16 protein-coding genes are annotated in these 24,346 nt (G+C 70.3%); 5 read left to right on the top strand and 11 right to left on the bottom strand.

Features of this window, described 5'->3' with window-relative positions:
* Positions 1 to 11 precede the first annotated feature (11 nt).
* Positions 12 to 1,394, top strand: a complete 1,383-nt coding sequence (locus LK06_RS09290) for a glycine--tRNA ligase (RefSeq protein WP_039654652.1) — start codon at positions 12 to 14, stop codon at positions 1,392 to 1,394.
* Positions 1,395 to 1,745: 351 nt separating this feature from the next.
* Positions 1,746 to 2,960 carry an IS110 family RNA-guided transposase gene (locus LK06_RS09285; RefSeq protein WP_086083247.1) on the top strand — a complete coding sequence of 405 codons (1,215 nt, stop codon included), beginning with the start codon at positions 1,746 to 1,748 and terminating at the stop codon, positions 2,958 to 2,960.
* Positions 2,961 to 3,161: 201 nt separating this feature from the next.
* On the opposite strand, the gene LK06_RS09280 is transcribed toward LK06_RS09285, so the two are convergent.
* Positions 3,162 to 3,389, bottom strand: coding sequence for a hypothetical protein (locus LK06_RS09280; protein WP_039657174.1), 228 nt, complete (start codon positions 3,387 to 3,389; stop codon positions 3,162 to 3,164).
* A 178-nt stretch (positions 3,390 to 3,567) separates the two neighbouring features.
* Positions 3,568 to 5,019, bottom strand: a complete 1,452-nt coding sequence (locus LK06_RS09275) for an MFS transporter (protein WP_043404923.1) — start codon at positions 5,017 to 5,019, stop codon at positions 3,568 to 3,570.
* A 267-nt stretch (positions 5,020 to 5,286) separates the two neighbouring features.
* Here LK06_RS09275 and dusB point away from each other — a divergent pair, with 267 nt between their 5' ends.
* On the top strand, positions 5,287 to 6,420 hold the full coding sequence (gene dusB, locus LK06_RS09270; RefSeq protein ID WP_043433142.1) for a tRNA dihydrouridine synthase DusB: 1,134 nt from the start codon (positions 5,287 to 5,289) through the stop codon (positions 6,418 to 6,420).
* 91 nt (positions 6,421 to 6,511) lie between these two features.
* On the opposite strand, the gene LK06_RS09265 is transcribed toward dusB, so the two are convergent.
* From LK06_RS09265 to LK06_RS09255, 3 genes are all read right to left on the bottom strand, one after another.
* Positions 6,512 to 8,128 carry an alkaline phosphatase family protein gene (locus LK06_RS09265; RefSeq protein ID WP_039657194.1) on the bottom strand — a complete coding sequence of 539 codons (1,617 nt, stop codon included), beginning with the start codon at positions 8,126 to 8,128 and terminating at the stop codon, positions 6,512 to 6,514.
* 655 nt (positions 8,129 to 8,783) lie between these two features.
* Positions 8,784 to 10,721, bottom strand: coding sequence for an amylo-alpha-1,6-glucosidase (locus tag LK06_RS09260; protein ID WP_043433140.1), 1,938 nt, complete (start codon positions 10,719 to 10,721; stop codon positions 8,784 to 8,786).
* Entirely contained in the window at positions 10,718 to 12,205 is a 1,488-nt protein-coding gene (locus tag LK06_RS09255) for an MGH1-like glycoside hydrolase domain-containing protein (protein WP_039657171.1), read from the bottom strand. Before LK06_RS09255 ends, LK06_RS09260 begins: the two co-directional genes overlap by 4 nt.
* A gap of 131 nt (positions 12,206 to 12,336) precedes the next feature.
* Here LK06_RS09255 and LK06_RS09250 point away from each other — a divergent pair, with 131 nt between their 5' ends.
* Positions 12,337 to 13,557, top strand: a complete 1,221-nt coding sequence (locus LK06_RS09250) for an ROK family transcriptional regulator (RefSeq protein ID WP_174673837.1) — start codon at positions 12,337 to 12,339, stop codon at positions 13,555 to 13,557.
* A 650-nt stretch (positions 13,558 to 14,207) separates the two neighbouring features.
* A complete protein-coding gene (gene ppdK / locus LK06_RS09245) occupies positions 14,208 to 16,928 on the top strand; it encodes a pyruvate, phosphate dikinase (protein WP_043433137.1) in 2,721 nt (906 codons plus the stop codon).
* Positions 16,929 to 17,335: 407 nt separating this feature from the next.
* On the opposite strand, the gene LK06_RS09240 is transcribed toward ppdK, so the two are convergent.
* The 6 genes from LK06_RS09240 to LK06_RS09215 all read right to left on the bottom strand — a co-directional run bounded on the left by LK06_RS09240 (position 17,336) and on the right by LK06_RS09215 (position 24,053).
* Positions 17,336 to 17,725, bottom strand: coding sequence for a DUF4232 domain-containing protein (locus tag LK06_RS09240; protein ID WP_053049677.1), 390 nt, complete (start codon positions 17,723 to 17,725; stop codon positions 17,336 to 17,338).
* Positions 17,726 to 18,254: 529 nt separating this feature from the next.
* The gene (nirD, locus tag LK06_RS09235) at positions 18,255 to 18,608 is read right to left on the bottom strand and encodes a nitrite reductase small subunit NirD (protein WP_039657167.1); all 354 of its coding nucleotides are present in this window, start codon (positions 18,606 to 18,608) and stop codon (positions 18,255 to 18,257) included.
* Entirely contained in the window at positions 18,605 to 21,226 is a 2,622-nt protein-coding gene (nirB, locus tag LK06_RS09230; protein ID WP_052318888.1) for a nitrite reductase large subunit NirB, read from the bottom strand. Before nirB ends, nirD begins: the two co-directional genes overlap by 4 nt.
* Complete coding sequence (locus LK06_RS09225; protein WP_043406549.1) at positions 21,226 to 22,503, bottom strand: NAD(P)/FAD-dependent oxidoreductase; 1,278 nt, start codon at positions 22,501 to 22,503, stop codon at positions 21,226 to 21,228. The genes nirB and LK06_RS09225 overlap by 1 nt, the downstream gene beginning before the upstream one ends.
* A 245-nt stretch (positions 22,504 to 22,748) precedes the next feature.
* Positions 22,749 to 23,375: a class F sortase gene (locus tag LK06_RS09220; RefSeq protein WP_039657164.1), complete on the bottom strand. Its 627-nt coding sequence runs from the start codon at positions 23,373 to 23,375 to the stop codon at positions 22,749 to 22,751.
* Between the two features lie 156 nt (positions 23,376 to 23,531).
* Positions 23,532 to 24,053, bottom strand: coding sequence for a hypothetical protein (locus LK06_RS09215; protein WP_039657162.1), 522 nt, complete (start codon positions 24,051 to 24,053; stop codon positions 23,532 to 23,534).
* Positions 24,054 to 24,346 lie beyond the last annotated feature (293 nt).

Here is a 24,346-nt window from a genome sequence, read left to right as displayed (position 1 = left end):
AAGAGAGCACCGTGGCCGCCGACAAGATCGACACCATCGTCAGCCTGAGCAAGCGCCGTGGCTTCGTTTTCCCCTGCAGTGAGATCTACGGCGGACAGCGTGCCGCCTGGGACTACGGACCGCTGGGTGTCGAGCTCAAGGAGAACATCAAGCGCCAGTGGTGGCGCTACATGGTGACGTCGCGCGAGGACGTCGTCGGTATCGACTCGTCCGTCATCCTGGCCTCCGAGGTCTGGACCGCCTCCGGTCATGTCGCCACCTTTACCGACCCGCTGACCGAGTGCACCTCGTGTCACAAGCGGTTCCGCGCCGACCACTTGGAGGAGGCGTACGAGGAGAAGAAGGGCCGCGCCCCGGAGAACGGCCTGGCCGACATCAACTGCCCGAACTGCGGTAACAAGGGCCAGTTCACCGAGCCCAAGCAGTTCTCGGGTCTGCTCTCCACCCACCTCGGTCCGACTCAGGACTCCGGTTCCGTCGCCTACCTGCGTCCCGAGACTGCCCAGGGCATCTTCACCAACTTCGCCCAGGTGCAGACCACTTCGCGCCGCAAGCCGCCGTTCGGCATCGCTCAGATGGGCAAGTCGTTCCGCAACGAGATCACGCCGGGCAACTTCATCTTCCGTACCCGTGAGTTCGAGCAGATGGAGATGGAGTTCTTCGTCAAGCCGGGTGAGGACGAGGAGTGGCACGAGTACTGGATGGCGCAGCGCTGGAACTGGTACACCGGCCTGGGCCTGCGTGAGGAGAACATGCGCTGGTACGAGCACCCGAAGGAGAAGCTCTCCCACTACTCCAAGCGCACCGCCGACATCGAGTACCGCTTCCAGTTCGGCGGCGGGGAGTGGGGCGAGCTGGAAGGCGTCGCCAACCGTACCGACTACGACCTCGGCGCCCACTCCAAGGCCTCCGGCCAGGACCTCTCCTACTTCGACCAGGAGGCCGGCGAGCGCTGGACGCCGTACGTCATCGAGCCCGCGGCCGGTGTTGGCCGCACCATGCTGGCCTTCCTCCTCGATGCCTATGTCGAGGACGAGGCGCCGAACGCCAAGGGCAAGATGGAGAAGCGCACCGTTCTGCGCCTGGACCACCGCCTCGCCCCGGTGAAGGTCGCGGTGCTCCCGCTGTCCCGGAACCCGGAGCTGTCGCCGAAGGCCAAGGGCCTCGCCCAGGCGCTGCGCCAGAACTGGAACATCGAGTTCGACGACGCCGGCGCCATCGGCCGCCGCTACCGCCGTCAGGACGAGATCGGTACGCCGTACTGCGTGACGGTCGACTTCGACACCCTTGAGGACAACGCCGTCACGGTCCGTGAGCGGGACACCATGAAGCAGGAGCGTGTCTCGCTGGACCAGATCGAAGGCTACCTCGCCGGACGCCTGCTGGGCTGCTGAGGCCCACGGCGCTCGACCCTTTTCGCCCGTCCCCAGCCGATCCGCGCGGCTGGGGACGGGCGTCTTCGGTTCCTTCCCATCCCGGCTCCCCGTTATGTTCTTGGCGGTCCTGCAAGAGGACCGCTGGCCTCCGGGCCCGGCATGACTGTGTCCCCCTGTCGAACGGATGACCTGGGGGGTGGTGTCACCGGGCCCGGGAGGTGTTCGTCGGAGACGCTGATGAGAGGTCCGGCCACCGTCCGGTCCGGCGCAATGCCGGGCAGTTCGCGGGCGGCAGGTCTGCATAACGTGGATGCGCGCGTACGACACCGCTGCCGAGGTCGGCACGTTCAACTCCCTGGGAAGGGCGCGATGTTCGACACCGAAGACGTGGGCGTGTTCCTCGGCCTGGACGTCGGCAAGACGACCCACCACGGCCACGCGCTCACGCCGGCCGGCAAGAAGGTCCTCGACAAGCAGCTGCCGAACAGCGAGCCGAAACTGCGGGCCGTGTTCGACAAACTGGCCGCGAAGTTCGGCACCGTGCTGGTGATCGTGGACCAGCCCGCCTCCATCGGCGCCCTGCCCCTGACTGTCGCCCGGGACACAGGCTGCACCGTCGCCTACCTGCCCGGACTCGCGATGCGGCGGATCGCCGACCTCTACCCGGGCGAAGCCAAGACCGACGCGAAGGACGCCGCGGTCATCGCGGATGCGGCCCGCACCATGCCGCACACCCTGCGCTCGCTGGAGCTCACCGACGAGATCACCGCCGAACTCACGGTCCTCGTCGGCTTCGACCAGGACCTCGCCGCCGAGGCCACCCGCACCAGCAACCGGATACGCGGACTGCTCACCCAGTTCCACCCCAGCCTGGAGCGCGTTCTGGGTCCCCGCCTCGACCACCAGGCCGTCACCTGGCTGCTGGAACGCTACGGCTCCCCGGCCGCACTGCGCAAAGCCGGACGCCGCAGGCTCGTCGAGCTCATCCGGCCCAAGGCCCCGCGCATGGCCCAGCGGCTGATCGACGACGTCTTCGAGGCATTGGACGAGCAGACCGTCGTGGTCCCGGGCACCGGCACCCTCGACATCGTCGTGCCCTCCCTGGCCCGCTCGCTCGCCGCTGTCCACGAACAGCGCCGGGCCCTGGAAGCCCAGATCAACGCCCTGCTGGAGGCCCACCCTCTTTCCAAGGTCCTGACGTCGATGCCCGGCGTCGGCGTCAGGACCGCCGCCGTCCTGCTGGTCACCGTCGGCGACGGCACCAGCTTCCCCACCGCCGCCCACCTGGCCTCCTACGCGGGCCTGGCCCCGGTCACCAAGTCGTCCGGAACGTCGATCCACGGCGAACATGCCCCCAGAGGCGGCAATCGGCAGCTCAAACGCGCGATGTTCCTGTCCGCGTTCGCCGCCCTGCACGACCCCGCCTCCCGCACCTACTACGACAAGCAACGCGACCGCAACAAGACCCACACCCAGGCCCTCCTACGCCTCGCCCGCCAACGCATCAGCGTCCTGTTCGCGATGCTCCGCGACGGCACCTTCTACGAACCCCGCGATCCGAAGGACGTCGAGCTCGCCGCGTGACCCCAGCAACGCCAAACCACCCAAACCCGACACAGGCGCCTTGACGAAAGACATAGAGGCACCCCCCGCCCCGCGGCGGGCGGCTCTCCTCCGACCTTGCGCCAGGGGCCGGGTGTCTCCGCGTAGCCGTCGCGACGCTCGCCCTGCTCATGCCCCCGTCCCGGCGCCGGCCGCCGGGAGCTGACGGCCGGGCCGCAGCCTTCAGCGGGATGGCCGCAGCCGGGCCGCTGCCGGGTCGACCGTCGCCTGGTGCGCCTCGGCCAGATGCTCCTCGGCCTTCAACCACGGCAGGAACTGGGCGCTCCTGCGCCACCCGCAGGTGTCGCAGCTGATGGTGCGCTGCACACCCGAGCGCCGCACCCGTACGACGTGTTCCCGGCCGTGCTGGTCCCAACGGCTGACCTTGCTCGTCGTGCCACCCCGTGACATGCGTCCTGCTTCCCGTCGTCCGGTATCCGGCCACAAGGAGTGTGCAGCAGGGTCAAGGTCAACAGGGCCGGATTCACGCTGAGTTGGCAAAGTTGCATGGTCGGTCCGGTCGGTGCCGCAGGGCAACGACGGCAGTCGGCCCGGACAGCCGGCGAGGCCACCTCCGCCGTGACGTGCCTCAGGCGCGGTCAGGGGCTCCCAGGGCCTGCCGGACCTCCGCTGACTCCAGCCGCTCGGCCGCGTGCTCGGCGGTCCGCCGGGCCCAACGGCCGGTGGTCAGCAGACCGAGGACGAGGACGGTCAGGCCGCATGCCGTGAGGACCAACCAGCCGGGGCGGGCCGCTGCAACGAACGCGTCCCGGTACGAGGACGAGCCGATACCGGAGGCCAGGACGGCGCCGACGACCGCCACGCCGAGCGTCTGGCCCAGCTGTCTGCTGGTGGAGGCGACGGCGGCGGCGACGCCCGCCTGGGCGCGGGGCATGCCCGAAACCGCCGTGTTGGTGATCGGCGCGTTCACGAAGCCGAAGCCGATGCCGAAGAGGACGTATCCGGTCAGCAGGGTCGCGTTCGAGGTCTCCGCCTGGAACGCGAAGAAGAGGGCGCCACTCGCGGTCATGGCGGTACCCGCCACCAGGAGCGGCAGCCGCGGGCCCCGGCTGCCGACCAGCCGGCCGGACAGCGGTGCGCACAGGAAGGTCGGCGCGGCCAGCGGCAGCATCCACAGGCCCGCGTGCAGGGCGTCCAGGCCCCGCACGTCCTGTAGGTACAGGGTGGACAGGAAGAGGAAGCCGCCGAGCGCGGCGAACGCGCTGATCGCGATCACGGTCGCCCCGCTGAACGGTGCGGAGCGGAAGAAGCGCAGGTCGATGAGGGGTTCATTGCGCCGCGGCTCGTACCAGAGCAGGGCCAGCAGGGCCGCCAGGGCGATGGTGGCGAACGGGGCCACCGCACCCGGCCCGGAACTCGGTGCCTCGATGATCGCGTACGTCGACGAGCCGAACAGCGCGATCACCAGCAGCTGGCCGACCGGGTCGGGCCGGCGCGCCCTGGGCGCGCGGGACTCGGGGACGAAGCGCAGGGTGAGCAGGAGGGCCGCGAGGCCGACGGGGAGGTTGACCCAGAAGATCGAGCGCCAGCTGACCGACTGGACCAGCAGGCCGCCGACCAGTGGGCCCGCTGCCATGGATATGCCGACCACCGCGCCCCACACGCCGATCGCGCGGGCGCGCTCCCGGGAGTCGGTGAAGGTGTTGGTGATGATCGACATGGCGACCGGGTTGAGCATGGAGCCACCGATCGCCTGGACCATCCGGAAGACGACCAGCAGCTCCAGGTTCGGGGCGAGGGAGCAGAGCAGCGACCCGGCCGAGAACACCACCAGGCCGGTCATGAAGACGCGTTTGCGCCCGACTCGGTCCGCCGTGGAGCCCGCGAGCATCAACAGCGAGGCGAGAACGAGCGTGTAGGCGTCGATCGTCCACTGGAGGCCGGAGGTGGTGGCGTGCAGCTCCCGCTGCATGGAGGGCAGCGCCACGTTCAGTGCGGTGTTGTCGAGGCTCACGATCAGCAGGCTCATGCAGCAGATCGCGAGTACGAGCAGGCGGCGGCGGTGACTCAGCTCTGGCACACGGCCCATCGTACGCCGATTTCGATAGTGCCTCTAACTAATGATTCATGCACCGTTCCAGCGGTGCGCGCACCCGTGGCGGTCCCTGCGGCTCGGCACACCCCGGTGGTCACCGCCGGTGGGGAACGGCCGAAGGGGCAGCGGAGCCTGCGGACGGGCGATGTGCCGGGTGAGGGACAATGGGCACTTGTCCTCTGCCGTGTCCGCGGTGCCCGCCGCCCAGCGGTGTCCGCCGCACCTGCCGCACATCCGTCCCGGAGCCCTCTGATGACCCACTTGCTCTCCATCGGCCCGCACGCCGTGGTGCCGCCCGTCGTGCTCGCACCCATGGCGGGCATCACGAACGCGCCCTTCCGTACCCTGTGCCGGGAGTTCAGCGGTGGCAAGGGGCTGTTCGTCAGCGAGATGATCACCACCCGGGCGTTGGTCGAGCGCAACGAGAAGACCATGCAGCTGATCAGGTTCGACGCCAGCGAGCAGCCGCGCTCGATCCAGTTGTACGGTGTCGACCCGGCGACCGTCGGCAAATCCGTCCGCATGATCGCGGAAGAGGACCTGGCCGACCACATCGACCTGAACTTCGGCTGCCCGGTCCCGAAGGTGACGAGGAAGGGCGGGGGGTCCGCCCTGCCCTACAAGCGGAACCTGCTCCGGGCGATCCTGCGCGAGGCCGTCGCGGGTGCTGGTGAGCGCCCGGTGACGATGAAGATGCGCAAGGGCATCGACGACGACCACCTCACCTATCTCGACGCCGGGCGCATCGCTGTCGAGGAGGGGGTGACGGCGATCGCCCTCCACGGGCGTACGGCCGCCCAGCACTACGGCGGCACCGCCGACTGGGAGGCGATCTCCCGGCTGAAGGAGCACGTCCCGGAGATTCCCGTGCTCGGCAACGGCGACATCTGGTCGGCGCAGGATGCGCTGCGGATGGTGCGGGAGACCGGTTGCGACGGGGTGGTCGTGGGCCGGGGCTGCCTGGGGCGGCCGTGGTTGTTCGCGGACCTGGTGGCGGCCTTCGAGGGGCGCCCGCAGGACACCGCACGACCCGCCCTGCGCGCGGTCGCCGAGGTCATGGTCCGGCACGCCACCCTGCTCGGGGAGTGGATCGGCGACGAGTCCAAGGGGGTCGTGGACTTCCGCAAGCACGTCGCCTGGTACCTCAAGGGCTTCGCGGTGGGCTCGGAGATGCGCAAGCGGCTCGCGGTCACGTCCTCCCTGGCGCAACTGCGGGCCGGACTGGACGAGCTGGACCTCGACCAGCCCTGGCCGGCCGGAGCGGATGGGCCGCGCGGTCGCACCTCAGGGAACAACCGTGTGGTACTTCCGGACGGCTGGCTCAAGGACCCGTACGACTGTGCCGGCGTCAGCGAGGACGCGGAGCTGGACACCTCCGGCGGATGAGCCGGAACCGACACCGGGGGGTGGAATGTGTGAGGGGGGAGCGGTGGGCCGCTCCCCCCTCACACACCGTGTCCGGTGTCGGTTCCGGGGCTCAGTCCTTCCTGGGGTGCGGGGTGGAGCCGTACGCCGTCAGGAAGTGGTCGCGGAAGGCGCTCATCTTCCAGACCGGTGCGTTGTGCGCGGGGCGCAGGCCGTCCGTCCAGCCCCAGTCGGTGATCTTGTCCAGGACCTTCGGGTCCTTGGCGACGATCGAGATCGGCACGTCACGGCTGGCGTGGTTGCCGCTGACCCGGGCGATGGGCTGGTGGTCGCCGAGGAACACCAGGACGGTGTTGTCCTTGCCGTAGCGTTCCAGCCACTGGGTGAGGGCAGTCACCGAGTACTGGATCGACTTGCCGTACTCCTGACGTGACTTGGTGGTGTCGGCGATGATGTCGGCCGGCTTGTTGCCCGCCGCCTGGATGCCCTTGAAGATCGATCCGTCGCCCAACTGGTCCCAGCCCACCATCTTCGGGATCGGCGCCCAGGGCTGGTGGCTGGACGTCAGGATGAGGAACGACATCAGCGCCTTGCCGTCGGTGCGCTTCTTGCTGTGCACCCGGTCCTGGTACTGCTGGAGGGCGTACTGGTCCGGCATGGTGGACCAGCTGAACTTCGGTCCCTTGTAGCCGAGCTGGAAGGCGTTGTAGACCTTGTCGAGGCCGTACCACTTCGCCTCCGGCCAGCCCTTCTGCACACCCGGCATGACGCCGACCGTGTCGAAGGCACCGGTCTTCTTGAACGCCTCGGTCAGACTGAGGTGATCGCTGGCCATGACGGTGCGGTAGCGCTGCTGGTTGCTGATCCACAGGCCGGACATGGTGGTGGAGTGGCCGAGCCAGCTGCTGCCGCCGTAGGTCGCCGAGGTCAGCCAGCCGCTCTTGGCGTGGAAGCCCGACTTCGCCAGGGCCTTGGTGCTGGCGTCGAGGGTCCTGTCCACACCCGGCGCGATGATCGGGTCCTCGACCGCGCTGCGGCCGTAGCTCTCGATGAACGTGAAGATCATGTCCTTGCCGCGCAGATCGGGGACCAACTGGCTGCCCGGGGTGTTCCCGAAGGCGTCCACCTTGGCCACCTTCGCGAACTCGGCCTCGTCCTGGAGCGTGTTGGACACCCGTCGGGACTGGATCTTCAGTGCGGTGGCGGCGTTGTCGGAGGCGATCGGTACGCCGGAGATCTGCAGGCCCAGGGAGGAACAGGTGATCCAGACGACTCCGGCGATCAGTGTGCCCCGGGTCGCGGCGTTGGGGTGCCGGGCGAGCAGGTTGCTCAGGCGGACCGCGGACAGCGGCAGCAGGATGAACAGCAGCAGGACCAAGGTGATCACGCCGGCCACGGCGGCCAGGGTGGCGGTACCGCCGAGGGAGTCCTTCAGGTACGACTCCGCGTCGCCGAGCAACTCCCAGTCGAGGACGACGTTGAAACTGCGGCCGAGATACTGCTTGAAGCCCATGTCGAGCACGTTCAGCACGGTCAGCGCCGCCAGCGCGACCCCGGTCACCGCCGCCAGCGCGATCCGCGGCCGGCGGGGCAGCGCGAGCGTCACGGCGGCCACGATGACGGCTTCCGCCGGTATGCGGGTGAACTTGACGGGGCCGAGCCCCACGACGGTGTTGGGCAGCACGAGCGCGGCGACGACGAGGGCCGCGGCGAGCACGGTGACCGTGATGGACAGGGCGTGTGCAGCGGCGGGGTACCGCTCCCGCTGCCCCTGGATCCGCGCCGACCAGGCGGCCCAGGGGCGGCGGGTGGGAACGGCCACCTGCTCGGGGGCGGTTCCCGCGGCTTCCCCTGTCTGTGCAGCGGGTTCAGCGGCGGCAGCGGCTTGTGCCGTGCCGGGTTCCGTCTCGCCAGTTTCTGTCTCGCTGGGTTCCGCCGTGCCGGGTTCCGTCTCGCCCGGCTCTGTCTCGCCCGGTCCTGTGCCCTTGGACTCAGGGCCGGAGGTTTCTACCGATCGTGCGAGGGGTTCCGCGACGGGTTCCGGGCTTGAAGCGTCCTTGCTCGGAGAGTCCGTACCCGTGGCGTCCGTACCCGTGGCGTCCGTACCGGGGGACTCCGTGAGGGGAGCTGTCGGCGTGCCGGCGGACTCGGCCTCCTCGGTTCCCCGGGCTGTACCCGGTGACTGTCGTGTGCTCGTGTGCTGAGGCAACCCGGAGGTCCTTCCGTGCGAGGCCCGTCGAACGGTGCGGCGGGCCACGCTGGGGAGGCTGGGCGGGACCGGAGCCCCGGTCCCGCCTGGCCCGCCGTCATCCGGTACGGCTCACCCCGGGCCACTGTTCAGGGCCCTCGGCAAACACCGGGCAAACGCCTCGTCAAGGTTGCTGTCAGGCACCGCCGACCGCGGTGAGCAGCGCGAGCGGTGCCGCAGCCGAGCGGGACTCACGAACGCACGCGTGCGGGTAGGGAACTGGCTCCGGGTGGGTGTCGCGGCCGTAGCCCGCCAGCACCTCGGGAAGGCGGTGGCCGGCGGCGGTTGCCGCGTCGACCAGCGCATGGGCGACCGTACGGGCCTCGTCGTGCAGGCCGTAGCGGGCCAGGCCCAGCGTGATCAGCGCGTTGTCGTGCGGCCACACCGATCCGCGGTGGTAGGAGAGGGGGTGGTACGCCGGCTGACCGGAGGCCAGCGTGCGGACGCCCCAGCCGGAGAAGAAGTCCGGTTCGAGGAGCCTGCGGCCCACCATCTCGCCGTACTCCTTGTCCAGCAGCCCGGACCACAACAGGTGCCCCGCGTCGGACGCCAGCGCGTCGATCTGGCGGCCGTCCCCGTCCAGGGCCAGGGCCGGGAAGGAGCTGTCCTGCATCCAAAAGTCCCGCTGGAAGCGGTCCCGGAGGTCGGTCGCCGCCTGCTCCAGCAGGGCCGCGTAGGTCTCGTCGCCCCACACCGTGCGCGCCACCCAAGCCGTGCGGCGCAGTGCGTCGTACGCGTAGCCCTGGGCGCCCGCCGCCATCACCGCGCCGGTGGGCCGGGTGCCGTCGGAGCAGCAGATCGCGCCGGGGGAGTCCTTCCAGTTCTGGTTGGCGAGGCCGCCCTTGTCGGCGCGGTAGACCAGGTAGCCACGGGACGTCAGGCCGCCGTGGTCGAGCATCCAGCCGATGGCGGCGCGGGCGTGCGGCTCCAGACGGTGTGCCAGAGCCGTGTCCGATGTCCGTTCGACGTAGGCGCCGAGCAGGACGAGGAACAGCGGAGTGGCATCGACCGAGCCGTAGTAGCGGCCGAACGGCACCTGCCCGAAGTGCGCCAACTCGCCGTACCGCACTTCGTGCACGATCTTGCCGGGCTGCACGACCGGGGACAGACCGGTGCCGGTCGCCTGGGTGGTGGCCAGGGCGAGCAGTGTGGCGGCGGCTGGCTGAACCCGGTACGGGAGCGCGAACAGGGAGGTGAGCAAGGCGTCGCGGCCGAGGAGGGTGAGGAACCAGGGGGCTCCGGCGGCCGGTACGCGCAGTTCCTCGCCGTCCGGCCCGGTGGCCGGGATCTGCAGCGCGGCCAGGTCGGACAGCCCCCGGGCGCAGGCCGACGCCAGCTCCGGCCAGCCCGTCGGGAAGGCCACGCCCTCCACGAACTCTGCCTCCGCGGCCATGAGTTGCTCATGCACCGAGGCCGGGTCACGAGGCACCCGCAGCGCACGTTTCTCGCCGTGCGGGCGGGCGATCACCCGGAGCACCAACTCGGTCGTGCCGTGCGGTTCCAGGTCGAGGGTCCACACCAGACGCCGGGCGCCGGTGCCGGTCTCTTCCACGGTGTCGGGAGCCGGGTCGGACGTGATGGCCGTACAGGACCGCCATTCGGCGCGTTGGTAGGTGAACTCGATTCCATCGTCCAGGACTTGACGGGAACGTACGCCACCGGGCTTGACGTAGGTGCGATGGTCCGAGCGGAGCTCGAACTGGTCGGCGAAGTCGACGTCGGCGGTGATGGCGAGTCGGATGGACGTGGTTACCGGGCGGTTGTTGGTCACCCGCAGCGACTCCACGAACGAGCTGTCGCCGACAGCCTGTTCGCGGAAGAGGGTGTGTGCCGGGGGTTCTTGCCGACCGCCGCGAGGGACCAGTACACAGCGGGCCGCGTCCCCGTCGGCCACCGGGCTGAGCACCTCGGGAACCGCGCCGTCGACGGTCAGTTGCCAGCGGCTGAGGTGCCGGGCGTCCCGTACGAATAACCCGTCCGGGGAACTGACACCCCGGACCCCGCTGATGTCGCCCCGTTCACCCACGGTGGCGAACGTCGCCCCGTGCACGAGTAGATGATGCCGGTCGGTCATCGCCGGTCCCCTCCCTTGTCACTCCTGTCGAACGTGCTGGTGCCCTTCGGGGACACGCCCTGTCCGGGGCGCTCGTGAAGCAGATGACGCTCGCGCCGTGCATGGCGCTGGTGCAGTAGGTCCAGCGCGAGCGCAGCCGTCCAGCTGAAGCCGGTCGCGCCGCGGGCCTCGCCGGTGTACGGGTCGACGTACTCCGCGAAGCTGGTGGCGCCGGCGAGGTCGAGCACGGCATCCCGCAGCGCGTCGGCCTCCGTGGTCTCGCCCTGCACCCGGAGCCCCCGTTCTAGTAGCCAGCTCGTGTTGAACCAGGCCGGTCCGCGCCAGTAGCAGTGCGGGTCGAAGGCCTTGCCGAGGAGGTCGTAGCTCGGCACGAGCCGGGTCCGGTCGCCGAGTGAGAAGTGGGGTCCCCGGACGGTGCGGACCAGGGTGGCGACGACGACCCGGGGGAGACCGGGGAGCACCAGTGGGACGAGTCCGCTGACACCGCGCTCGGGAATCAGCCCGCCTTGGCCGGCGACTGGCCCTCCGCCCCTGAGGTCGCGACACAGGAACGTCCCGGCCACCGGGTCCCACAGCCGTTCCACCAGTGCCGCCGTCAGCCGCTCGCCGCGCTCGCGCCGTGCGGTGCCGGCCGCCCCCAACTCCTCCGCGATCCGCGCCAAGGCGTACTCGGAGGCGATCAGCAGTGCGTTGAACGCGGGGTCCTCCACCGCGAACTCCGCTCCGCCCTCCGCGTATCCGGCCTCCCGGTAGTCGGCGGCCAGCCGTACGTACCGTCCGTAGTCGAGATCCGTCGGCCGGTCCCCGGGTGCTCCGTGGTCGAGGTCGGCGCGGCGGAAGGAGTGGGCCGGGACCGGTGTGATGCGGGCGAGCGGTTCGTCCCAGCAGGGGCTGTTGTCCATGCCCTGCTCCCACGGGTGGACGACGGACACCAGACCGCCGCCCCCCAGGTCCCGCCGGTGCAGCAGATACCGGTGCCAGGCGGACAGCCGTGGATACATCCGGGCCAGGAAACCCCTGGCCCGGGACAGCCCGGGGTCGGCCCGGTGCACCAGCCAGGCCGCCAGCGCGTGCACCGGTGGTTGGACGATCCCGGACGTTTGTACGGTGCGCGGGGCGCCCGAGACGCGCCCGGCGGTGGCGGAGCGCCAGAAGTCGGGACTGGGGAAGTACGCGTCCAGCGGGACGGAGGGGTTGAAGACGATGTGCGGGACGCGCCCGTCGGCCCACTGGGCCGCCAACAGCGTTTCCAGCTCGGTCTGAGCCCGGAGCGGGGAGACGTGTCGCAGCCCGATCGCGACGAACGCGGAGTCCCAGGACCACTGGTGCGGATACAGGCTGCGGGAGGGGACCGTCGAACCGCCCGTCCAGTTCCCGTTGAGTACCCGGGCCGCCCTGGCGCGCAGGGACGTGCCGGAGACCGGCGGATCGTATGCGATCTCGCACTCCGTGGAACGGGCAGTGAGCTGGGCGGTGCGATCCACTCGGGGCTCCCCGAAAACGAAGACGTCCGGCCGGACCGACCGGGTTTGGTTGTAGCTACCGTAGGGTTACGTCTACTTAACACGCAAAACTCAATATGTAATGCAGGCTTGGGAAACACAAGGGGGTGCGCATGACTGGACGTCCGGGAAGGACCGGGAAGAGCGGGAGTCAGACCGGCATCGGCGATCTGCTCGAACTGGTGCGCAGCGGACGGGCCGTGACGCGCGGCGCGCTCCAGCAGGCGACCGGACTGTCCCGTGCCACCGTCGGCCAGCGTCTGGACCGGCTGTTCCGGGCCGGCTGGCTGCGCGAGGGCGCCGGGGGGCCGGTCGGCTCGCCGCTCGGCGGACGCCCCTCCATCACCTTGGAGTTCGACGACTCCCATGCCGTGGTCCTCGCCGCGGACCTCGATACCCGGCACGCCCGCGCAGCCGTCCTCACCCTGACCGGCGAGATCCTCGCCGAGCACGCCGGCACCCTCGTGGTGGAGGACGGGCCGGAGGCGGTGCTCAGTGAACTGGGTCGCTGGTTCGCCGAGTTGGTGGAGAAGGCGGGGGTCCTGGCGGCGGAGGTGTGCGGAATCGGGCTCGCGGTGCCGGGCCCGGTGGACAGCGAGACCGGAAGGGTCGTCCAGCCCCCGATCATGCCCGGCTGGGACGGCTACGACATAAGGGGCCGTCTCTCCCGTGCCTTCACCGAGCACACCGGCGTGCTCGCGGTCCCGGTTCTGGTGGACAACGACGCCAATCTGATGGCCTACGGCGAACAGCGCACCGGCCACCTCGACTGCACCGCGTTCGTCCTGGTCAAGGTCTCCACCGGCATCGGAGCCGGGGTCGTGGTCGGCGGCTCGATCTACCGCGGCGTCGATGGCGGCGCCGGCGACATCGGGCACATCCGGGTCGGTACGGACGCGTTGTGCCGGTGCGGCTCGTACGGCTGCCTCGCGGCCGTCGCGAGCGGCGGTGCCGTGGCACGGCGGCTGGCCGAGTCCGGCGTACCGGCCGCCTCCGGCTCCGATGTGCGGGACCTGTTGGCCGCCGGGCACCCGGAGGCCGCGGCGCTGGCCCGGGAGGCCGGGCGGCAGGTGGGCGACGTGTTGGCGACGGTCGTGACGCTGCTCAACCCGGGCGTGCTGATGATCGCGGGTGATCTGGCGGGAACACCCTTCCTCACCGGTGTGCGCGAATTGCTGTACCAGCGGGCACTGCCGCGCTCCACGGCCCACCTGGACGTCGTCACGTCCCGGCTGGGGGAGCGGGCAGGACTCATAGGGGCGGGGGCGCTGGTCGTGGAGCATCTGTACGCACCCGAGCGGGTGGAGGAGCGACTCAGCGCGATGGGGGTGTGACGGCAGACCCACGGCATCTCAGCGACTGTGTGGACGGTGGCTCAACGGCACCTCGGCGGCCGACCCACGGCAGTCCAGGGCGGCCCTGCGTCGGTTCTGCAGACCTCTCCATGGCTTGTCCGGCGGATTTCGGCGCCAATGCTGGTGCCGCCCCCCCCGTGACGGTTCGCGCACCGGTGGCTGTGCTGGCCCTCGTGGCGGGTGCTGCGCCGGTGGGAGCGGCACGCGTGACGGGTTCGTTCGCCGTGTGTTTCCGGTGGCGGGCCGTGCGTCCGCATGGTGAAACCCGGCCCGCTCCAGGAGCGTGATTCTCGCCACCTCTGATAAGGGTTGCGCTCAGATGAGCGGATCATGTGCGACTGCACTTCTCCAAAGGGTGGCACTCGGTGCCACCCTTCGATCGTTCATCGATCGAACTCAATCGTGCCTAGAGGTACTCAAGTGAGCAAGGAGCCGCCCTCGGGCGGGATCTTATGTTCAAGAAGTGAAAACATCCGGCTGGCTCGGCTTGCCCAGCCTTGACTTTCGATCCGCTGGCGGACGGGTGGTTACAGGCGCATGACGCACAAGTGGACGTACCCACAGACCTTTGATCTGGGTATGTTCCTCGCCGTCAGGGCAGCCACCGCGGCCTCAAGGAGTCGAGACCCGTGTCGGAAAACAAAGAACCCCACGTAGCGAAGTTCGTTTACGACTTCACCGAGGGCAACAAGGACCTCAAGGACCTCCTCGGTGGCAAGGGTGCCAACCTCGCCGAGATGACCAACCTGGGTCTTCCGGTCCCTCCCGGCTTCACCATCACCACCGAGGCCTGCAAGGTCTACCTGGGGAGCGGTGAGGAGCCCGCGGCACTGCGTGACGAGGTGAGTGCGCACCTTGACGCCCTCGAGCAGAAGATGGGCAAGAAGCTCGGTCAGCCCGACAACCCCCTGCTGGTGTCGGTCCGTTCCGGCGCCAAGTTCTCCATGCCGGGCATGATGGACACCGTCCTGAACATCGGCCTCTCTGACAGGTCGGTGCAGGGGCTGGCCCAACAGGCGGGCGACGAGCGGTTCGCCTGGGACTCCTACCGCCGCCTCATCCAGATGTTCGGCAAGACCGTCCTCGGCGTCGACGGCGACCTCTTCGAGGAGGCCATCGACAAGGCCAAGGAGGCCAAGAAGGTCACGGTCGATACCGACCTGGTGGCTGCGGACCTGAAGAAGCTGGTCACCACCTTCAAGAAGATCGTCAAGAAGGAAGCCGGCCGGGACTTCCCCCAGGACCCGCGTGAGCAGATGGACCTCGCCATCAAGGCGGTCTTCGACTCTTGGAACGGCGACCGTGCCAAGCTCTACCGTCGTCAGGAGCGCATCCCGCACGACCTGGGCACGGCGGTCAACGTCTGCTCGATGGTCTTCGGCAACCTCGGCCCCGACTCCGGCACCGGGGTGGCCTTCACCCGAGACCCCGCCTCCGGTCACCAGGGCGTCTACGGTGACTACCTGCAGAACGCGCAGGGCGAGGACGTGGTCGCGGGTATCCGCAACACGGTCCCGCTGGCGGAGCTGGAGCAGATCGACAAGAAGTCGTACGACCAGCTCATGCAGATCATGGAGACCCTGGAGAATCACTACAAGGATCTCTGCGACATCGAGTTCACCATCGAGCGCGGGCAGCTCTGGATGCTCCAGACACGCGTGGGCAAGCGCACCGCCGGTGCCGCCTTCCGCATCGCCACCCAGCTGGTGGACCAGGGCCTGATCGACGAGACCGAGGCGCTCCAGCGGGTCACGGGCGCCCAGCTTGCACAGCTGATGTTCCCGCGCTTCGACGAGCAGGCGAAGGTCGAGCGGGTCGCGCGCGGTATCGCGGCGTCGCCGGGCGCCGCCTTCGGCAAGGCGGTCTTCGACTCGTACACCGCCGTGAAGTGGTCACGCTCAGGCGAGAAGGTCATCCTGGTTCGCCGCGAGACCAACCCCGACGACCTCGACGGCATGATCGCGGCCGAGGGCATCCTCACCTCCCGTGGCGGCAAGACGTCCCACGCTGCCGTCGTCGCCCGCGGTATGGGCAAGACCTGCGTCTGTGGTGCCGAAGAGCTGGAGGTCGACACCAAGCGCCGCCGCATGACGATTCCCGGCGGCCACGTGGTGGAGGAGGGTGACCTGATCTCCATCGACGGTTCCAGCGGAAAGGTGTACCTGGGCGAGGTCCCGGTCGTGCCGTCCCCGGTCGTGGAGTACTTCGAGGGCCGGATGCACCCGGGCGCCGACGACGCCGACGAACTCGTCGAGGCGGTCCACCGCATGATGGCCTTCGCCGACCGCAAGCGCCGGCTGCGGGTACGCGCCAACGCCGACAACGCGGAGGACGCGCTGCGGGCCCGGCGCTTCGGCGCCCAGGGCATCGGCTTGTGCCGCACGGAGCACATGTTCCTCGGCGACCGCCGCGAGCTGGTGGAGCGCCTGATCCTCGCCGACACCGAGGGGGAGCGCGAGGAGTCCCTGAAGGCCCTGCTGCCGCTGCAGAAGAAGGACTTCGTCGAGCTGTTCGAGGCGATGGACGGTCTGCCCGTCACCATCCGCCTCCTGGACCCCCCGCTGCACGAGTTCCTGCCGGACATCACGGAACTCTCCGTCCGCGTCGCCCTCGCCGAGTCCCGCCAGGAGCCGCACGAGAACGAGCTCCGGCTGCTGCAGGCGGTACACCGTCTGCACGAGCAGAACCCGATGCTGGGCCTGCGCGGTGTACGTCTGGGCCTCGTGATTCCCGGCCTGTTCACGATGCAGGTCCGTGCGATCGCCGAAGCCGCGGCCGAGCGCAAGGCGGCCAAGGGCGACCCGCGCGCCGAGATCATGATTCCGCTCGTCGGGACGGTGCAGGAGCTGGAGATCGTCCGCGAGGAAGCCGACAAGGTCATCGGCGAGGTGCAGGCGGCCACCGGCACCGAGCTCAAGCTCGCGATCGGCACGATGATCGAGCTGCCGCGCGCCGCACTGACCGCCGGTCAGATCGCCGAGGCCGCCGAGTTCTTCAGCTTCGGCACGAACGACCTCACCCAGACGGTGTGGGGCTTCAGCCGCGACGACGTCGAGGCCTCCTTCTTCACGGCCTACCTGGAGAAGGGCATCTTCGGCGTCTCCCCCTTTGAGACGATCGACAAGGACGGCGTCGGCTCGCTGGTGAAGGCGGCGGCGGAAGCGGGCCGGCGCACCCGTCCCGACCTGAAGCTCGGCGTGTGCGGCGAGCACGGCGGCGACCCGGAGTCGGTCCACTTCTTCCACGAGGTCGGCCTGGACTACGTCTCCTGCTCACCGTTCCGCATCCCGGTCGCCCGCCTGGAGGCCGGCCGCGCGGCCACGCAGGCGGCGGGCAGCGACCACCGTTGAGCGGTCCGCGGGAAGTGCCGCGCCGCGTACCGTCAGTGGTCTGCGGCACCGCCGTGGCCCCTCGCGCGGCTCTTCGCGCCCCTTCTGGGCGCTTCTGCACCGCGAGGGGCTTGGCGCGACCGCACGGGCTCCTGCGGGCCCGTTGAACCCCGGAGCCGCCGTTGGTCCCCGACCCTCACCGATCGGCGGCGGCTCCGGTGCACGAAAGAGGAGGGGCGGCACCCCGTGCGGGGGGTGCCGCCCCTCCGGCATGGCGGTCCCCTACCAACTCCCGACAGGCCCCGGCACCGCCGAGGGAAGAGCGACGTGGATCAGGGGCGGAGCCGGAGGCCCTGTGGATCACCCACAGGGCCTCCGGTGCGCCGTGCACGCGCAGGGTCCCGGAATCGGGACCTGCCCGTCCGAGATCAGAGGACGCCTTGCAGGTTGACCGGGCCCACCTGGAAGGTGTTGGAGCAGGTCTTCCAGTGGGCAGGGACGAGCACCGCGCGGTACGAGGCGGGCGGATAGACGCGCACGTAGGTGCTGGTGCGCAGGCACGGGCCGCCTATGGGGCCGTTGGTGGTGCGTATGACGGCGGAGGCGGAGCGGCCGGGAGCGAGCATCACTGTGGAATACGAGCTTCCGCTACGCGTAGCGGCCGGTCCGATCTGTCGATGGGCGGAATCGAGAGCGCTGACACCCGGGTAGCCGCGCAGGGCGCAACTTCTCGTGCTGGTGTTGGTGAACCGGATCGGCCAGTAGACCGACCCTGCCGCTCCCTCCTTGCGGCCCATGGACAGGTAGAGGTCGTTCACGGTACAGGTGTGCGCCCGGGACGAGGCCCGTGCCGCCGCGTGTGGTGCCGTACGCGGCGTCGTCGGGGTCGCGCTCCACGCGGCTCCCGCCGTCGTGAGAGCCAAGAGAGCAGCGGCCACTGCGGTGGTCGCGCCGCGCCGGGTGACGCGTCGAGTGTGCAGAGACTGGGACATGGTGCATCCGCCTCCAATCGGCGAATGGGTGAATCGGGTCACCGGGTTGGATGCACCTCAGGGCGAAAAAGTTGGCGGCCGTTTTCGGGTGGGTGTCGGCGGGGAGGCGGCCTCGGGGCGACCCCTGTGCCACGGGTGCGACGAGGAGGGCCTCGTCGGTTGCGCACGCCTCATGCCGGATGATGGTGACCCCCGACGTCCGGATGCGGTGCGACCCGGTCGTGACGGCTGCTCCCGGGGTCCCGCTTTTGCGGGGCGCAGGCCGGACGAGACGCGCACAGACGCTGCCGGAGGCGGAGGCGGACCCCGTCGGGATCACGAGGGTCGTTCCGGTCCTGATGCCGGTCGAGCAGGGTCAGACCGAGCTGCGCACCTCGTACACCGCCACCCTTACCGATGCGTCGTCCAGACATTCCCCGTCGACCAGGTCGAAGCGCTGTTTGAGCAGGGGGGAGGCCACGAACGGGCGACCCTCGTGGGTGCCGGTCAGGCCGCGGGAGAGGACGGCAGCGCCGGTGAAGGGGTCGCGGTTGTCGATGGCGTACAGGCGGTCGGCGCGGTCGCGGAAGAGGGCGACCTGGTGGCCGTCCGGCAGCAGGACGGCCACCCCGCGCCCCGGGGGCAGCGCGCTCAGCTCGCATGCCGTGAACCAACCTTCGGTCAACCGGAGCTGGACTTTCAGGGCCGTGGTTTCCAGTGTCAGGGTCATCGCTGGGCGCTTCCTTCCAGGACGTCGTCGGCGGGCCGGATGCCGATGGTCAGCAGCGGCAGGTCGGGCTTGATCTGGTCGCGTTCCGGGACGAAGGCGACGACCGGATCCGGGGTGTCCGGCGTGTTGACGAAGGACACGAACCGGGCCAGTTTTTCCGGGTTGTTGACGGTCTCCGCCCACTCGTCGCGGTAGTTCGCGACATGGGCCGCCATCAGTGCCTCCAGTTCGTCGCAGAGGCCGAGCGAGTCGTGGACCAGGACGTCCCGTACGTGGTCCAGGCCGCCCGGGATCCGCTCCAGCCAGGTCGAGGTGCGCTCCAGGCGGTCGGCGGTGCGGATGTAGAACATCAGGAACCGGTCGATCAGCCGTACCAGTTCGGCGTCGGACAGGTCCTGGGCGAGCAGGTCCGCATGGCGCGGGGACGCACCGCCGTTGCCGCCCACGTACAGGTTCCAGCCGCCCGCCGTGGCGATCACGCCGAAGTCCTTCGACCGGGCCTCGGCACACTCCCGGGCGCACCCGGAGACGGCGGACTTCAGCTTGTGCGGCGACCGCAGGCCCCGGTAGCGCAGCTCCAGGTCGATCGCCATCCGGACCGAGTCCTGCACCCCGTACCGGCACCAGGTGGAGCCCACGCAGGACTTCACCGTGCGCAGCGCCTTGCCGTAGGCGTGCCCGGACTCGAAACCAGCGTCTACCAAACGGGCCCAGATCAGCGGGAGTTGTTCCACGCGCGCGCCGAACATGTCGATCCGCTGACCACCGGTGATCTTCGTGTAGAGGCCGAAGTCCCTAGCGACCTCGCCGATCACGATCAGCTTCTCCGGGGTGATCTCCCCGCCCGGGACGCGCGGCACGACCGAGTACGAGCCGTTCTTCTGCAGGTTGGCGAGGAAGTGGTCGTTGGTGTCCTGAAGGGCGGCCTGCTCGCCGTCGAGTACGTAGCCGCTCGCGCCGATCGTCGGGGCGAGGGAGGCGATGATCGAGGCGACCGCCGGCTTGCAGACCTCGCAGCCGTCGCCGCCCCGGGCCCCCTCGCGTCCGTGACGGTCCAGCAGTTGCCGGAACGAGGTGACCCGCAGGGTCAGGACGATCTCGTACAGCTCCTCGCGGGTGCGTGCGAAGCACCCGCACAGGCCCTTGTCGACCTCGACGCCGGACGCCTCCAGTTCGGCGGCGAGCAACTGTCCCAGCACCTTCACGCAACTGCCGCAGCCCGTACCGGCTTTAGTGCACTTCTTCACCTCGGGAACCGTGCTGCACCCGTGCTCGGTGACCGCGCCGCGGAGCGTGCCCTTGCTGACGTTGTGGCAGGAACAGATGACTGCCTCGTCCGGGAGTGCGGAAGGGCCGAGCCCGGTCCCCGAGTCCGCTCCGGCGGGCAGGACGAGGGACTCCGGGGAGACCGGTGGCACCGAACCCGTCAGCGCGCGCAGGGTGCCGTACGCCTCCGCGTCGCCGACCAGGATGCCGCCGAGCAGCGTGCCGTCACGCCCGATGACCAGCTTCTTGTACAGGCCCGCGCGGGAGTCGGAGTACACGACGTCCAGACAGCCCTCGGCGGTGCCGTGCGCGTCGCCGAAGGAGGCCACGTCCACACCGAGCAGCTTCAGCTTGGTGGACAGGTCGGCGCCGGTGAAGGACGCTTCGTCGGCGGCGATCGTCGCAGCTGCCGTCTCGGCCTGTTCGTAGCCGGGTGCCACCAGGCCGTACACCCGGCCGTCCGCCGCCAGCGCGCACTCGCCGATCGCGAACACCTGTGGATCGGTGACCGTGCGGCACTGCTCGTCGACACTGATGCCGCCGCGCTCGCCGGTGGCCAGGCCGCAGTCGCGGGCCAACTGGTCGCGGGGGCGGACGCCGGCGCTGAACACCACCATGTCGGTGGCGAGCGCGGAGCCGTCCGACAGCTTCATGCCGGTGACGGTGCCGGAGGCGTCCGTCACGATCTCCTGGGTGCCCGTGCCGGTGTGCACGGTCAGGCCCATGCCCTCGATGGTGCGCAGGAGGGTGGCGCCGCCGCCCTCGTCCACCTGCACCGGCATCAGGCGCGGCGCGAACTCCACGACGTGGGTGTCGAGTCCGAGGCCTTTGAGGGCGCCGGCAGCCTCCAGGCCGAGCAGGCCGCCGCCGACCACGGCACCGGTGGCCGCCCTTGTCCTGGCGTACTCCTCGATGGCCAGCAGGTCCTCGATCGTGCGGTAGACGAAGCAGCCGGCCGCGTCCTTGTTCGGCACCGGCGGCACGAACGGGTAGGAGCCGGTGGCCAGCACCAGGACGTCGTAGTCGACGACCAGGCCCGAGCGCGCCGTCACCTTCCCCACCTCGCGGTCGACGAACTCCGCCGGGTCGCCGAGGTGCAACTCGACGCCGTGGTCCTTGATGAACTCCATGTCGGTCAGGGAGAGGTCCTCGGGCGTCCGGCCCGAGAAGTACGAGGTGAGTTGTACGCGGTCGTACGCCGGACGCGGCTCCTCGCACAACACGACCACGCGGTGCGTGGCGGTCAGGCCGTGCCCGGCCAGCGCTTCGAGGAAGCGCTGGCCGACCATGCCATGGCCGACGAGCACGATCGTGGGGCGGGGCAGGGCCCCACCAGGTGCGGTCGTGGGCATCAGGAGCCTCCATCGTGGGTGAGCAGGTGGAGCAGGGGACCGTCCTGTGGAGGGAGCGGCTCCGCGCCCTCCCAGGCGCGGGCGAGTGCGCCGACCGTGCCCAACTCGCCGACGAGGACCCCGCCGACCAGCCGGTCGCCGCGCACGATGACCTTGCGGTAGGTGCCCTGTGTGGCGTCGGCGAGTTGTACGACGTCGTCGCCGGGACGCGCCTCGGTCTCGCCGAATGCGGCGAGATCGAAGTGCAGCTTTCCCAAGGGAAGTGGGCCGGCGGGTGGGCGGTCGTAGGACGGGTGCCCGAAGCGATCGTCGGGGCTGGTGAGGGTGAGCCGGGTCAGGGAACGGGTGCCGGTGTAGCGTGCGGTGGCGTCTCCGGCGAACAACCGGGCCAGGGCGTCGGCCTGTTCGAGGGCGGGGGCGGCGAGGCCGTACACCGTGCCGTCGTGCTGGGCGCAGTCGCCGATGGCGTGGACGTGCGGGTCGGAGGTGCGCAGCTCGTCGTCGACGAGGATGCCCCGGTGGACGGTGAGACCTGCCTGTTCCGCCAACCCGGTGCGCGGACGCACGCCGCAGGCGAGGACCACGAGGTCGGCGTCGAGGGCGTACCCGTCGGCCATCTCCACCGAGCGGACGGTGCCCGCGACGCAGCGCACGCCCCGCACCCGGCACTCGGTGTGCACCTCGACGCCCAGGGCGGTGAGGTGCCGCAGCACCAGCTGGGAGGCGCCCGGGTCGAGCTGGCGCTCCATGAGCCGCTCGGCCTGCTGGGCGAGCATCACCTGCGCGCCGCGCACGGCGAGCGCGCGGGCAGCGGAGACCCCCAGCAGCCCGCCCCCGATGACGACCGCGCGCGCCCCTGGCCGGACCGCCCCGGCCAGTCCCAGACAGTCGTCCAGCGTGCGGAACGCGTGCACGCCCTCGGGTAGCCGGTGGTCCGGGGTGAACAGGCCGCGCAGCGGTGGCAGCACCGGGTTGGAGCCGGTGGCCAGCACCAGAGCGTCGTATGCGATCGAGGTGCCGTCCGCGCAGCCGACGGTCCTACCGATCCGGTCGATGCCGGTGACCCGGGCACGCAGCAGACCGTCCGGCGCCGGGAGGGCGATCACCTCCGGGGTGTATCGGCCGGCCAGCACCTCGGCGAGCAGCACCCGGTTGTACGGTGGATGCTCCTCTTCGCCGACGAGCAGCGCGGGCACACCCAGCTCGCTGAGCCGCCGGGCGAGCCGCACGCCCGCGAGGCCGGCGCCGATCACCACCACACGCGTATTCGAGGTCATGTCCCCGAGCGTGCGGGGCTGACGTTACCCGGCGGCATCACTCCTGTTTCCCATGAGGAACGCTGCCCTCAACAGGGGCGCGCTGGGGGTGTGAGGGGCCTGTGCGCCCGTCGGCGGGGGGTGTGAGGCCGGACCACGACACGGATGATCTCAGGAGTTCCGGGCTTTGTCAGGCCTTCCGGTCTTCGCCGGTGCCGCAACAGGCAACGTTCGCCCCGTCGCGACCAACGTCGCCTGCCGTGGCCCTAGTGGCTTCCCGTGAGACGGGCGAACACCACCACGTTGCCCTGGTAGCCGGTCGTCCTCGAGTAGCCGCCCCCGCAGGTGATCACGCGCAGTTCCGGACGGGGCGCGGCACCGTACACCTTCTCGTCGGGGAAGTCGCGCGCCGCGTACACCTCCACTGCATCGACGATGAAGACGGCCACGGTGCCGTCCTGGCGGTCCACCTCGATGCGGGCGCCCCGCTTGAGCGCGCCGAGGTCATAGAAGACGGCGGGGCCGTCGGCGTTGTCGACATGGCCGGCGACGATCGCCGTGCCCGTCTCACCGGGCATGGTGCCCGCCGCGTACCAGCCGGCCAGGTTCTTGTTGCCGGCGGGCGGTGCCTCCAGACTGCCGGAGCGGGTGAGGGCCAAGCCCGTGAGCGGGGCGTTCACCCGGATCGAGGGAATGCGGATGCGGGTCGGCGGAGACGGTGCGAGGGCGGCTGCCGCGGACCACTCACCTCCGGGATCGGGGCGTCCCTCAGCGGCCGACGGCTGGGGTGGAGCGTGCGTCCCGGCACCGTCGAGCAGCCACACGCCCGAGCCGAGGGCGACGACGGTGAGGGCGGCTATGACGGTGTCACCTAGCCTGGCGTTCCTGCGCACGTGAACCCCTCTCCCGGAGGCGCACCTCCGAACGGGACCCTGAGCGGGCCCGGCTCCCAGCGGGGCGGCCCCCTTCCCCCTCCGGGCCGCGAGGGGCGTCGGACCCGGAGGGGGCGGGGCTTGCGGTACCGGCGGACGGACAGCGGAGGGTGTCCGTCAGATCCTGTCGCCTCTCGCCCGGCGATGCAGGAGCCAGGTACCGCCCGCGGCGGCGACGGCCAGAGCCGCTACACCTGCCGCGGTCTGCACGGGGTCCGGGCCGAGTGCGCCGCCGACCCCCGTCTTCATGCTTCCCCGCGGCTGCACCTGCCCGTGTGCCGCGCTCAACGCGACCACCAGGTCGCCCCGCACCTGCTGGTCGCCCTCGGTGCACTCGGCGACGATCTCGTACGTCCCCGGCTGCGCGCTCGCGGGCACCCGGAACCGGCCGATCGCCTCGCCGTTGTGGGTGCTGGGCGCCAGCGGGAACCTGCCGGCGCCGACGGCGCCCGCGTTCCCGGTCGCAGCACCCCTGTCCCCGCACACGGCGGTGTTCACCGTGACCTGACTGCCGGGCGACACGGTGGAGGGGTACACCTCCAGGCGTCGGGCGTCGTCGCCGTGGGCGGGTGCCGTGGCGAGTCCCGCGGCGGCCATGGCGAGCGCGGTACCGGTCAGCAGACGGGCGGTGCGTCGCATCGTGCTCCCCAGAACTTGTCCGATTCGTGCCCTACCGAGGTAAACGGCTGTCGGGCCGGGCCGCTTGCTGAGGGAGTGTCAGGAACGTGGTGAACGGGTGCCGCCCACACCTCCGTACGGGTGAGGGTATATGGGGTTCGGGCAGGTCAGGGGCGCCGTGTGGGGGCGGAGGAGGTCGAACCGTGAAGAGAACACGAATGGAGCGCCGACGACGGTGAACGGGTGACGCGTTGTCAGCGCCCGGCTGGGTGGCGCGGGCGGTGTGTGCGGAGCCGACATGGGTGGGCCGCTGC

The organism is Streptomyces pluripotens (assembly GCF_000802245.2).
Classification (GTDB): domain Bacteria; phylum Actinomycetota; class Actinomycetes; order Streptomycetales; family Streptomycetaceae; genus Streptomyces; species Streptomyces pluripotens.
Note: the sequence above shows the minus strand (reverse complement) of the source record. Positions and strands in the feature narration are given on the sequence as shown.